This is a genomic window from Anaerostipes sp. MSJ-23, assembly GCF_018918155.1.
Lineage (GTDB): Bacteria > Bacillota > Clostridia > Lachnospirales > Lachnospiraceae > Anaerostipes.
This window is the reverse complement of sequence record NZ_JAHLPY010000015.1, coordinates 52,639-65,009: the sequence shown is the minus strand read 5'-3', so window position 1 is coordinate 65,009 and position 12,371 is coordinate 52,639. Positions and strand designations below refer to the sequence as shown.

Here is a 12,371-nt window from a genome sequence, read left to right as displayed (position 1 = left end):
GGGATAAACGCTGAAGGCATCTAAGCGTGAAGCCCCCCTAAAGATAAGATTTCCCATACCGTAAGGTAGTAAGACCCCTTGAAGACGACGAGGTAGATAGGGCAGAGGTGGAAGTGCGGTAACGCATGGAGCTGACTGTTACTAATCGGTCGAGGCTTTAACCAAAGAAGGTTGTGTGAAAGAAAGATGTTGATAGATCTTGTATGATGTTTTGAAGGTATGTAATATCTTTAAAATATAATCTAAAAACAGATTATAATATATAGGGGCATAGTTTCAATGGTAAAACATCGGTCTCCAAAACCGCAGTTGGGAGTTCGAGTCTCTCTGCCCCTGTTTCGAAATAATTGTTCAAAGGTCTCAGAAATGATTATAAAGTGTCATTTCTGGGATTTTTTCTTTTTGTCAAAATGTTTTAAAATATTAAAAATATTACATAAATATTACGAAACCTATTTACAAATAGAAAATAATGTGATAGAATTCAATAAAACGTAACAAAAATGTAATATTTAGAATATAGGAGAATGCAATGACAAAGTATTTTAAGAAAACTAATATTATAATAATGGCGCTTGCTGTTTTTATTATAATGTTATTGACAGGACGAGGGCGTCAGGTAAAAGCAGCTTCTGGATATAGCGGAAAGATTTATAAAAGTGCAATAAATTTAAAAAGTCAAAAATCCACATCGGCTAAAACAATAAAAAATTTAAAGAAAGGAACAAAATTAACAGTTTATTCAACAAGTGGTCAGTGGAGAAAAGTAAAGGCAGGTGATAAAACAGGATATGTAGCAAAGAAATATGTTTATATTCATACAACAGCGCCAAAGTTAAAAGGAAGTACATATCATAAGGGGGAAATAGTTTCTTCCTTTGCACAGCGTTTTGTTGGAAACCCGTATCAGTGGGGAGGAACGAACCTAAATACAGGAACAGATTGTTCCGGATTTATCCAAAGTGTGTATAAGAGTTTTGGGTATAGTCTTCCAAGGACATCATCTTCTTTAAGGAGTGCGGGAAGAGGCGTATCTTATAGTAATAAACAGCCAGGAGATATTATCTGTTATGATGGACATGTTGCCATGTATATTGGTGGGAGAAAAATTGTACATGCAAGTTCAAAAAAAACAGGAATTAAAATATCATCGAAGGCAAATTATCGAAAAGTTCTAGCAGTTCGAAGGATTGTAAAATAGAGAAAAAGGCAGAAATCGATATGGTTTCTGTTCTTTTTTTGATAAATATTTTGCATACGAAATAAATATTAGATATAATAAAAAGAAAAAAGAAAGTTGGGATAGATGATGTTAAGATATGAAGGAATGGTATATAGACCACCAAGTGAAGCATATAGTCTAATCGTTCAGGTAACCATTGGTTGTAGTCAAAATCAGTGTATTTTTTGTAATATGTATAAAGAAAAGAAATTTCGTATAAGAAAATTGGAAGATGTCTTGCGTGATTTTGCAGTTGCTAGGGCCACCTATCAAAGTGTTAAAAAAATTTTTCTTGCAGATGGAGATGCATTGATCTGTAAGATGGATTATTTAGAAGCAATTCTTTCTTTTATTAAAGAAAATTTTCCGGAGTGTGTACAGGTAACAACTTATGGATCACCAAGAAGCGTTCTTTTAAAGAAACCGGAAGAATTAAAAAGATTGAAACAACTTGGACTTTCTATGGTTTATATGGGGCTTGAATCTGGAAATAAAGAAGTACTTGAATATATGAAAAAGGGTGTTCATCCAGAAGAAGTGGTAGAGGCAGCATGGAAAATACATAATGCAGGTATTCGCTTGTCTGTGACAGCAATTTCTGGCCTTGGAGGACAAAAACGATGGAAAGAACATGCGATTGATACAGGGAAGGTATTATCTAAAATGAAGCCAGAATATGTTGGATTGTTGACATTGATGGTGGAAGAAGGCCTTCCTTTGGAGGAAGAAATAAGAAATGGCCATTTTAAATTAATGAGTCCCTATGATATTTTGATTGAAACAAAAGAAATGTTAAAAAATATGAATTGTCCTGGTTGTATTTTCCGTTCCAATCATGCATCAAATTATGTGAATTTGCGCGGAACTTTAAATGAAGATAAAGAAATAATGCTGGAAAAACTTGATGAAGCTATCAATGGGAATATCCATTTGAAATCAGAATGGATGCGTGGACTTTAAATATAGAAAAAAGAGAGACTTTACATAATCTCTCTTTTTTCTATATTATACATTGTTTATAATTTAACAAATTCGGGTTTTTGATTTCGAAAAATAGTATAGTATTGAATACCTAATGATTTTAGATAATCTGGTATTTTTTGAAAATCGTATGCCATATGTTCTGGGCAATGGCCATCAGAGCCGATGGTCAGTATTTCTCCACCAAGTTCAAAATAGCGTTTTAAGATTTCATGATGCGGATTTGGATTACTCATACCATATTTTAATCCAGCAGTGTTTACCTCAATTCCTTTTCCGTCTTCAATGATTGTTTTTAAAATCTCATCTAACAGATCACTGTAATCTGCATATTGGAAATTAAATTTAGGGTCTTTGATATAACGTGCGGCATAATCTAGATGACCATAAACGCAATAGTCATGGAAAGAACGTACGTTTGTAAGGATATCTTCAAAGTAATGCTCAAGTCCAGATTTTGATGGAAACGTTTCAAAATAAATTGCATCATAAGGATCCATAAAGTCCACAATATGGGTAGATCCTATAATAAAATCAAAAGAATCTTGTCTAGCAAATGCACTGCATTGATGATGAGTCGACGGCATTAGTCCAAGTTCTACACCATAGCAGATTTCAATATTTTTTTTATATTTTTCTTTTAATTGGAATAATGTTTTTTTGTATGCATTAAGATCCAAAAGAAAGTCAAAGTGATCTGGATTATCTGGGTAATTAATGTCATGGTGTTCTGTAAAGCAGATTGTTTGAAGGCCAAGGGAGATTGCTCGAAGGATCATTTCTTCCATGGGGGATTCCGAATCTGAAGAAAAACTGGTATGCAGATGATAGTCTGATTTAATCATAAAAGTACTCCTTTTCGTATGTATTCACAATCATATTATGATACAAATGTAAAAAGAAAGGAAGATATATGTAAAAAGTTCTTTAAATTTTTATTGTGGTTTGTTAAGATAGTAATTGTGATGAACACAGGAGGATGAATTAATGAATACACTAACACACGTTGGAAATTTGTTCGCTTTCATCGGAGGACTTGGTATGTTTCTTTATGGAATGGACATCATGGCTTCCGGACTTCAGAAAGCGGCTGGTAACAAAATGCGGGATTTATTAGGCTATCTTACCAATAACCGTTTTCTCGGAGTATTGATCGGTGCCTTGGTAACAGCCATTATTCAGAGTTCTTCTGCAACAACCGTCATGATTGTCGGTTTTGTAAATGCAGGAATTATGAACTTGACACAGGCGGCTGGCGTTATCATGGGAGCAAATGTTGGAACAACTGCAACCGCATGGCTTGTATCTGCTAATGAATGGGCAGGTGCTTTAAAACCAGATTTTTTTGCACCATTTATTTTGGGTATTGGTGCATTTATCATTACCTTTTCCAATAAAAAGAACTTAACAGAAAAAGCAGAGATTGCCGTAGGATTTGGTATCCTTTTCATTGGTCTTTCTTCTATGTCCAGTTCTATTGGAGCATATCAGGATAGCCCGATTTTTTATCAGGCATTTAAAGTTCTTGGAAATAATCCAATTCTTGGAATTTTGGTAGGAGCAGTCGTAACAGCAGTCATTCAGAGTTCTTCTGCATCGGTAGGTATTCTTCAGACACTTGCCATGAGAGGAATTGTAAATTGGCGTTCTGCAATCTTTATTACATTAGGACAAAATATTGGAACTTGTATTACAGCACTTTTATCTAGTGTAGGAGCCAATAAAACAGCAAAACGTGCAGCGGTTATTCACTTGCTGTTTAATACAATGGGAGCTGTGATCTATGGAATTATTATGACAATTTTCTTTGGAATATTTAATGATCTTGCAATGCAGCACATCACAAGTACGCAAATTTCTACATTCCATACGATTTTTAATATTTCTATCACTATATTACTATTTCCATTTGCTAATCTGCTCGTAAAAATTTCCGGTCTGATCATTCATGAAGATGAACCGGAAGATGATGATAAAGAGGGAGTAGAAGAAAAAGTATTGCGTCATTTAGATCCACGTATTCTTGAAACACCTTATTTTGCTGTTGAAAATGCAGTAAAAGAAGTTGTTCGTATGGGTGATATTGCAACAAACAATTTGGAAAGAATTTCAAAAGAAATTATGAAAGAAGAACCGAGTCAGAAACAAATTGATAAGGTATTGCATAATGAACAGGTAATCAATCATCTAGAAACAATGATCACTGGTTATTTGATTAAAATCAGTCAGCTTGCGTTAACTGAAAAACAAACAAAAGTTGTAAATAATCTGTTTGATGTGATTACGGATCTTGAGCGTGCAGGAGATCATGTAGAAAATATTGCGGAATATGTACAGAATCTTAAAGAGGCTAAAGTTACCCTTTCAGATCATGCAAAGGCAGAATTGCAAGAAATGACTTCTTATGTGAAAACTGCACTAAACGATTCTGTTCGTGCCGTAGAGGCTGATGATGTGGAATTGGCAAAACAGGCAATGGAAAACGAAGACAAAGTCGATCAGATGGAGAAAAAAATTAGAAAAAATCATATTGAACGATTGAAAAAAGAAGCATGTATTCCAGAACAGGGGATGTTTTTCCTTGATATTGTTTCAAGTCTTGAAAGAATTTCTGATCATGCAGATAATATTGCAGAATATGTTTGTAGTCAAAATGATGAGAAAGAAGTGTGATTTTTTTAACAAACAAAACAAAAGGATTAGTAAAAGTGCACAAAAGAGTATATTGTATACATGATAAAAATCTTAAAATACTCTTGAAATTTTGACCTGAATTGTTTACAATAAGAGAGAAGTTTGTCAATAGATTAACAGATTGGCAAAATCCATCAAATTATTTAATCAAGACTTAGGAGGAATTGAGATGGCAGTAAAAGTAGCAATTAACGGATTTGGACGTATTGGACGTCTTGCATTCAGACAGATGTTCGGAGCAGAAGGATATGAAGTAGTAGCAATCAATGACTTAACAAACCCTAAAATGTTAGCTCATTTATTAAAATATGATTCTGCACAGGGAAAATATGCATTAGCTGATACAGTTGAAGCAAAAGAATCTTCTATCGTAGTTGATGGAAAAGAAATCGAAATCTACGCTGAAGCAGATGCAACAAAACTTCCTTGGGGAGACCTGGATGTAGACGTAGTATTAGAGTGTACAGGATTCTACACATCAAAAGAAAAAGCATCTGCTCATATCAAAGCAGGAGCTAAGAAAGTTGTTATTTCTGCGCCAGCTGGAAATGATCTTCCAACTATCGTATACAATGTAAACCATGACACATTAAAAGCAGATGATACAGTAATTTCTGCTGCATCTTGTACAACAAACTGCTTAGCACCTATGGCTAAAGCATTAAATGACTTCGCTGCTATCCAGTCTGGAATCATGTTAACAGTACATGCTTATACAGGAGACCAGATGACACTTGACGGACCACAGAGAAAAGGTGATTTAAGAAGAGCTCGTGCAGCTGCAGTTAACATCGTACCTAACTCTACAGGTGCTGCAAAAGCTATCGGATTAGTTATCCCAGAATTAAACGGAAAATTAATCGGATCTGCTCAGCGTGTACCAGTTCCTACAGGATCTACAACAATCTTAACAGCTGTTGTTAAAGGTGACAACGTAACAGTTGACGCTATCAACGCTGCTATGAAAGCTGCTAGCACAGAATCTTTCGGATATACAGAAGAAGAATTAGTATCTTCTGATATCGTAGGAATCACATATGGTTCTTTATTTGATGCAACTCAGACAATGGTTACAGAAATCGGTGACGGATTATATGAAGTTCAGGTTGTATCATGGTATGATAACGAAAACTCTTACACAAGCCAGATGGTAAGAACAATCAAATATTTTGCTGAATTAGCTTAATTTTTGAACGCTTGATGAGTACAAGGCATATAGCCATTTAGACTCAATGGGGGTCCGGTCTTTAGGGACCGGACCTCTTTTTACTTTTCGTCTGAAAAAAAGTATATTTCTGACGAAAATTTCTATGAATTTCAGGAGGGAAACCATGTTAAATAAAAAATCCGTAGATGATATTAATGTAAAAGGAAAAAAAGTTTTAGTACGTTGCGACTTTAACGTGCCATTGCAGGATGGAAAGATTACAGACGAAAACCGTCTGGTTGCTGCTCTTCCTACAATTAAAAAATTAATTGCAGATGGAGGAAAAGTGATTCTTTGCTCTCATCTTGGTAAACCAAAAGGAGAACCAAAACCAGAATTATCTCTTGCACCAGTTGCAGTTCGTTTAAGCGAATTATTAGGACAGGAAGTAAAATTTGCTGCTGATAATAATGTTGTTGGTGAAAATGCAAAAGCTGCTGTTGCTGCAATGAATGATGGAGATGTTGTTCTTCTTGAAAATACTCGTTATAGAGTAGAAGAGACAAAGAACGGAGACGAATTTAGCAAAGATCTTGCAAGCCTTTGTGATGTATTTGTAAATGATGCTTTCGGAACAGCCCATAGAGCACACTGCTCAAATGTAGGTGTAACAAAATATGTAGATACAGCCGTTGTAGGATATTTAATGCAGAAAGAAATCGATTTCTTAGGAAATGCAGTAAATAATCCAGAAAGACCAATGGTTGCTATCTTAGGTGGAGCGAAGGTTGCAGATAAATTAAAAGTAATTGATAACCTTCTTGAAAAATGCGATACACTGATCATCGGTGGTGGAATGGCTTATACATTCTTGAAAGCAAAAGGATATGAAGTTGGAACATCTCTTGTAGATGATGAAAAGATTGATTACTGTAAAGAAATGATGGAAAAAGCTGAAAAATTAGGAAAGAACCTCTTCCTGCCAATCGATACAACAATTACAAAAGAATTCCCAAATCCAATCGATGCAGAAATTGAAGTATCCGTTGTACCATCAAATGAAATTCCAGCAGATATGATGGGACTGGATATCGGAACAGCAACAGCTGAAAAATTTGCTGAAGCAGTAAAAACAGCAAAAACAGTTGTATGGAACGGACCAATGGGTGTATTTGAAAACCCTATCCTTGCAAAAGGAACAATTGCAGTAGCACAAGCATTGGCGGATACAGAAGCTACAACAATTATCGGTGGTGGAGACTCTGCAGCAGCTGTTAATCAGTTAGGATTCGGAGATAAGATGACACATATCTCAACAGGTGGTGGAGCATCTCTTGAATTCTTAGAAGGAAAAGACCTTCCAGGTGTTGTAGCAGCCAACGATAAATAAGAAATATCACACAAAATATATGTGTAATAGAAATGAATTTAAGAAAGAAGGATAAGTCTTATGCGTAAAACAATCGTAGCAGGAAACTGGAAAATGAATAAAACTCCTAGCGAGGCAAAAGCACTGATCGAAGAATTAAAACCATTAGTAGTAAGTGAAACTTCTGATGTTGTATTTTGCGTACCAGCAATTGATATTCCTGTAGCCATCGAAGCAACAAAAGGAACAAACATTGCAATTGGTGCTGAAAATATGTATTTTGAAGAAAGTGGAGCTTATACAGGAGAAATCGCTCCAAACATGTTAACAGATTTAGGTGTAAAATATGTTATTCTTGGACATTCTGAAAGAAGAGAATACTTTGCTGAAACAGATGAAACTGTAAACAAAAAAGTATTAAAAGCTTTTGAACATGGAATTACACCAATTGTATGCTGTGGAGAGACTCTTGCACAGAGAGAACAGGGAGTTACTATTGATTTCGTTCGCCAGCAGATTAAAATCGCATTCCAGGGTGTAACAGCAGATCAGGCAAAAACAGCAGTGATCGCTTACGAACCAATCTGGGCAATCGGAACAGGAAAAGTTGCTACAACAGAACAGGCTCAGGAAGTATGTGCAGCAATTCGTGCATGCATCGCTGAAGTTTATGATGAAGCAACAGCAGAAGCAATTCGTATCCAGTATGGTGGATCTGTATCTGCAGCAAGTGCTCCAGAATTATTTGCACAGCCAGATATCGACGGAGGATTAGTTGGTGGAGCATCCTTAAAACCAGACTTTGGAAAAATCGTAAATTATAAATAATTTTTTTAAGAAATAAAACCCCTTCAGGATTTTTTCCTGAAGGGGTTTTTTATATAATAGATATTTTTTAAGATAGAATGCTTTATATTTGTTTGCGAAAGGGAAGAAATATTGGTACAATAAGGAAAAATTATGGAATAGTACAGTCAGGAGGAGTATTTTGACGCTTCAACAATTAAAATATGTTCTTACCGTAGCTCAGGAAGGTACAATGAGCGGTGCAGCTAGAAAGTTGTTTATTTCTCAGCCAAGCCTTACGAAAGCAATTAAAGAACTAGAAAAAGAAATGAATATTACAATTTTTGATCGAACGAATAAAGGTGTGATTATCTCAAAGGAAGGAGAAATTTTTCTTGGATATGCCAGACAGGTTTTGGAACAGGCTTCTCTTTTAGAAGAAAAGTATAAGCAACAGCCTGGTGGTAAACAACAGTTTTGTGTTTCTACACAGCATTATTCATTTGCAGTAAATGCATTTGTGGATCTAATCAAAGAATATGGAAATGAGCAATATGATTTTAGCTTGAGAGAAACACAGACATATGAAATCATTGATGATGTAGCAAGGATGAAAAGTGAGCTTGGAATTTTATACTTAAATGATTTCAATAAGGTAGCCCTAAAAAAGATTTTAAAAGCAAATCATTTGGTTTTTCAGGAACTTTTTGTAGCGAAACCGCATATTTTTATTAGCTCTGCTCATCCGTTGGCTCATAAAAAAACAGTAACGATGGAAGAATTAGAAGAATACCCATACCTTTCTTTCGAACAAGGGGATCATAATTCGTTTTATTATTCAGAAGAAATTTTTAGCACTATTGAACGTCCAAAAAATATTCGTGTCAGAGATAGAGCGACACTTTTTAATCTTTTGATTGGATTGAATGGATATACCGTATGTAGTGGTGTTATCGATGAAGAATTAAATGGTGAAAATATCATTGCGGTTCCCTTAGATCATGAAGGAGATATGCATATTGGTATTATTAAACATGATAAGGTAAAATTTAGTCGTCTTGGTGCAATTTATATGAAAGCATTGGAAAAATACGCTGGAAAATAATGAATGATTTTGACGATTTGGTATAGATATAAATTATGACAAACTATGTTTTTTGGATATTTTACAGAAAAATAAAAATTCCATATAATGAATGAAAGTAGACAAAAAAGTTAAAAACTCATGATTTATGGAGGAAAAAATAGATGAGCAAGAAAAATGCACCATTTCGTTTTGATATTGTTGGAAGTTTTTTAAGACCACAGGCTTTAAAAGAAGCAAGAGCACAGTTTAAAGAAGGAAAGATTACAAGAGATGATCTTACTAAGGTAGAAAATGAAGAAATTTGTAAATTGGTAGAGAAACAGAAGGCTGCAGGTCTTCCTGTAATTACAGATGGAGAATTTCGAAGAAGCTACTGGCATCTTGATTTTATGTGGGGATTCCAGGGAATTAAAGAAGTTGAATTAAGTCATGGATATTTTTTCCATGGAGAAGAGACAACTCCTGGTTCTATTGAAGTAACAGGAAAGATTAGCGGAGAAAATCATCCATTTGTAGAACATTATAAATTTGTAAAACAGCTGGAAGATGAAAATACAATTGCAAGACAGACAATGCCAGCACCGGCACAGCTTCTTGCAGAATTATACAGAGAAGATAATGGAAAAATTACAGATAAAATCTATCCAGATCAGGAAGAACTGTTAAAAGATATTGCCAATGCATATCGTCAGGTAATCAAAGATTTGTATGATGCAGGATGTCGTAACGTCCAGTTTGATGACTGTACATGGGGAATGTTCTGTGATACAAAATATTGGGAAGCAAGACAGAAAGATAGCAGTGTTACGGTAGAAGAAGAGGCAAAAAAATATCTTCGTTTAAATAATATGGCAATTGAAGGTAAACCAGATGATCTTGTCTTGACAACGCATGTATGTCGTGGAAATTATCATTCTACATGGGCTTCTTCTGGTGGATATGCACCAGTTGCACCATTTTTATTTGCAGATGAAAATGTGGATGCATATTATTTAGAATTTGATGATGAACGTTCTGGAGGTTTTGAACCATTAAAATATGTTTCTGACAATAAGAAGGTTGTGCTTGGATTAGTTACAACAAAATCTGCAAAATTAGAAGATAAAGAAGCAGTGATAAAAAGAATTCATGAGGCTGAAAAATATGTACCATTGGATCGTTTGTGCTTAAGCCCACAGTGTGGTTTTGCATCTTGTGAGATTGGAAATAAATTAACAGAAGAAGAACAGTGGGCAAAACTTGCACTTGTAAAAGAAATTGCAGAAGAAGTTTGGGGATAAAAATGAAAAAAGAAGGCTGCCGCAATCTCACTGGATTTAGACAATGAGTAGGTAGTTCACATATTTCACTAAAGATCGCAAGAAAATGTGAAAATAACTGATAAAAATAGCATATTGAATTTATATTTGAAAATCGTTATAATATTAACAGGCAAATAGGCCATAAATATAACAAGGTGAAGGAGATAATGATGAGTAAAAGACCAACCGTTCTTATGATTTTAGATGGATATGGATTGAATGAGAACAAGGAAGCAAATGCAGTAGCAGAAGCAAAAACTCCTGTTATGGATAAATTAATGAAAGAATGCCCATTTGTAAAAGGAAATGCATCTGGTATGGCAGTTGGACTTCCAGAAGGACAGATGGGAAATTCTGAAGTTGGGCATATGAATATGGGTGCCGGACGTATTGTATATCAGGAACTGACAAGAATCACAAAAGAAATCCAAGATGGAGATTTCTTTAAAAATGAAGCAATGCTGGAAGCAATGGAAAATTGTAAGAAAAACAATACAGCGCTTCATTGTTTTGGATTATTATCAGATGGTGGTGTGCACAGCCATAATACACATTTGTACGGTGTTCTTGAAATGGCAAAGAGAAATGGTTTAGAAAATGTTTATGTGCATCTGTTTCTTGATGGACGTGACACAGCTCCAACTTCAGGAAAAGGATTTATCGAAGAACTGATCCAGAAGATGGATGAAATTGGAGTTGGAAAGATCGCTTCTATTTCAGGACGTTACTATGCAATGGATCGTGATAACCGTTGGGATCGTGTACAGAAAGCTTATAATGCGATTGTTTTAGGTCAGGGAAATACAGCAGATAATGCCATTGATGCCATTGATGCTTCTTACAAAGAAGACGTAACAGACGAATTTGTAGTACCAACTGTTATTATGGAAAATGGTGCACCAGTTGCAACATTAAAAGAAAATGATTCTGTAATTTTCTATAACTTTAGACCAGACCGTGCAAGAGAAATTACACGTTCAATCTGCGATGATAAATTTGATAGTTTTGATCGTCCAAACGGATACTTCAAAACAACATTTGTATGCTTCACAGAATATGATGTAACAATCCCTAACAAATTAGTGGCATTCCACAAAGTAGAGATCAAGAATACATTTGGAGAATTCCTTGCGAAACATGGATTAAAACAGTTACGTTTAGCAGAAACAGAAAAATACGCTCATGTAACATTTTTCTTTAATGGTGGAGTTGAAGAACCAAATGAAGGAGAGGACAGAATTTTAGTAAAATCTCCAGCAGTTGCAACATATGATCTTCAGCCAGAAATGAGTGCCCCTGAAGTCGGAAAGAAATTAGTAGAGGCAATTAAATCAGACAAATATGATGTTATCATTATAAACTTTGCAAATAGTGATATGGTAGGTCATACAGGAATCGAAGAAGCTGCAATCAAAGCAGTGGAAGCTGTTGATAAGTGTGTCGGAGACGCAGTAGAGGCAATCAAAGAAGTAAACGGACAGATGTTCATTTGTGCTGACCACGGAAATGCAGAACAGTTAAAAGATTATAAAACTGGTGCACCATTTACAGCACATACAACAAATCCAGTACCATTTATTCTTGTAAATTATGATGATGGTGTAAAATTAAGAGAAGGCGGATGCCTCGCAGACATTGTTCCAACACTGATCGAAATGATGGGAATGGAACAGCCAGCAGAAATGACAGGAAAATCTCTTCTGGTAAAATAAGATTGTCAAAGAACGATATCTTGAAAAAGTCTGGTAAAAACTATATAATAATAGTAACAGCAAAGGCGCTTA

10 protein-coding genes, 1 tRNA gene and 1 rRNA gene are annotated in these 12,371 nt (G+C 35.1%); 11 read left to right on the top strand and 1 reads right to left on the bottom strand.

What is annotated here, in order from left to right:
* The 4 genes from KQI71_RS09735 to KQI71_RS09720 form a co-directional block, all read left to right on the top strand.
* Nucleotides 1-165: ribosomal RNA gene (locus tag KQI71_RS09735) — 23S ribosomal RNA — on the top strand; the annotation flags it as partial.
* Nucleotides 166-264: 99 nt separating this feature from the next.
* Nucleotides 265-336: transfer RNA gene (locus KQI71_RS09730), tRNA-Trp, on the top strand.
* A gap of 196 nt (nucleotides 337-532) precedes the next feature.
* A complete protein-coding gene (locus KQI71_RS09725; protein ID WP_216435769.1) occupies nucleotides 533-1,201 on the top strand; it encodes a C40 family peptidase in 669 nt (222 codons plus the stop codon).
* A 105-nt stretch (nucleotides 1,202-1,306) separates the two neighbouring features.
* Nucleotides 1,307-2,182, top strand: coding sequence for a radical SAM protein (locus KQI71_RS09720; RefSeq protein ID WP_330655392.1), 876 nt, complete (start codon nucleotides 1,307-1,309; stop codon nucleotides 2,180-2,182).
* A gap of 56 nt (nucleotides 2,183-2,238) precedes the next feature.
* On the opposite strand, the gene KQI71_RS09715 is transcribed toward KQI71_RS09720, so the two are convergent.
* Complete coding sequence (locus tag KQI71_RS09715) at nucleotides 2,239-3,048, bottom strand: histidinol-phosphatase HisJ family protein (RefSeq protein WP_216435767.1); 810 nt, start codon at nucleotides 3,046-3,048, stop codon at nucleotides 2,239-2,241.
* Between the two features lie 142 nt (nucleotides 3,049-3,190).
* Between KQI71_RS09715 and KQI71_RS09710 the strand changes: the two genes are divergently transcribed.
* From KQI71_RS09710 to gpmI, 7 genes are all read left to right on the top strand, one after another.
* The gene (locus KQI71_RS09710; protein WP_216435765.1) at nucleotides 3,191-4,876 is read left to right on the top strand and encodes a Na/Pi cotransporter family protein; all 1,686 of its coding nucleotides are present in this window, start codon (nucleotides 3,191-3,193) and stop codon (nucleotides 4,874-4,876) included.
* Nucleotides 4,877-5,066: 190 nt separating this feature from the next.
* Nucleotides 5,067-6,083 carry a type I glyceraldehyde-3-phosphate dehydrogenase gene (gene gap / locus KQI71_RS09705; RefSeq protein ID WP_216435764.1) on the top strand — a complete coding sequence of 339 codons (1,017 nt, stop codon included), beginning with the start codon at nucleotides 5,067-5,069 and terminating at the stop codon, nucleotides 6,081-6,083.
* 145 nt (nucleotides 6,084-6,228) lie between these two features.
* The gene (locus KQI71_RS12565) at nucleotides 6,229-7,434 is read left to right on the top strand and encodes a phosphoglycerate kinase (protein ID WP_253288025.1); all 1,206 of its coding nucleotides are present in this window, start codon (nucleotides 6,229-6,231) and stop codon (nucleotides 7,432-7,434) included.
* Nucleotides 7,435-7,494: 60 nt separating this feature from the next.
* Complete coding sequence (gene tpiA / locus KQI71_RS12560) at nucleotides 7,495-8,241, top strand: triose-phosphate isomerase (RefSeq protein ID WP_253288024.1); 747 nt, start codon at nucleotides 7,495-7,497, stop codon at nucleotides 8,239-8,241.
* A 160-nt stretch (nucleotides 8,242-8,401) separates the two neighbouring features.
* Nucleotides 8,402-9,304: a LysR family transcriptional regulator gene (locus KQI71_RS09695; protein WP_216435763.1), complete on the top strand. Its 903-nt coding sequence runs from the start codon at nucleotides 8,402-8,404 to the stop codon at nucleotides 9,302-9,304.
* Nucleotides 9,305-9,447: 143 nt separating this feature from the next.
* Entirely contained in the window at nucleotides 9,448-10,566 is a 1,119-nt protein-coding gene (locus tag KQI71_RS09690) for a 5-methyltetrahydropteroyltriglutamate--homocysteine S-methyltransferase (RefSeq protein ID WP_216435762.1), read from the top strand.
* 191 nt (nucleotides 10,567-10,757) lie between these two features.
* On the top strand, nucleotides 10,758-12,299 hold the full coding sequence (gpmI, locus tag KQI71_RS09685) for a 2,3-bisphosphoglycerate-independent phosphoglycerate mutase (protein ID WP_216435760.1): 1,542 nt from the start codon (nucleotides 10,758-10,760) through the stop codon (nucleotides 12,297-12,299).
* Nucleotides 12,300-12,371: the final 72 nt, after the last annotated feature.

Bases quoted from the DNA above. Each gene is read 5' to 3' on its own strand.
- tpiA (WP_253288024.1), top strand. From the start codon at position 7,495: ATGCGTAAAACAATCGTAGCAGGAAACTGGAAAATGAATAAAACTCCT.
- KQI71_RS09725 (WP_216435769.1), top strand. From the start codon at position 533: ATGACAAAGTATTTTAAGAAAACTAATATTATAATAATGGCGCTTGCT.
- gpmI (WP_216435760.1), top strand. From the start codon at position 10,758: ATGAGTAAAAGACCAACCGTTCTTATGATTTTAGATGGATATGGATTG.
- KQI71_RS09715 (WP_216435767.1), bottom strand. From the start codon at position 3,048: ATGATTAAATCAGACTATCATCTGCATACCAGTTTTTCTTCAGATTCG.
- KQI71_RS09690 (WP_216435762.1), top strand. From the start codon at position 9,448: ATGAGCAAGAAAAATGCACCATTTCGTTTTGATATTGTTGGAAGTTTT.
- KQI71_RS12565 (WP_253288025.1), top strand. From the start codon at position 6,229: ATGTTAAATAAAAAATCCGTAGATGATATTAATGTAAAAGGAAAAAAA.
- KQI71_RS09710 (WP_216435765.1), top strand. From the start codon at position 3,191: ATGAATACACTAACACACGTTGGAAATTTGTTCGCTTTCATCGGAGGA.
- gap (WP_216435764.1), top strand. From the start codon at position 5,067: ATGGCAGTAAAAGTAGCAATTAACGGATTTGGACGTATTGGACGTCTT.
- KQI71_RS09720 (WP_330655392.1), top strand. From the start codon at position 1,307: ATGATGTTAAGATATGAAGGAATGGTATATAGACCACCAAGTGAAGCA.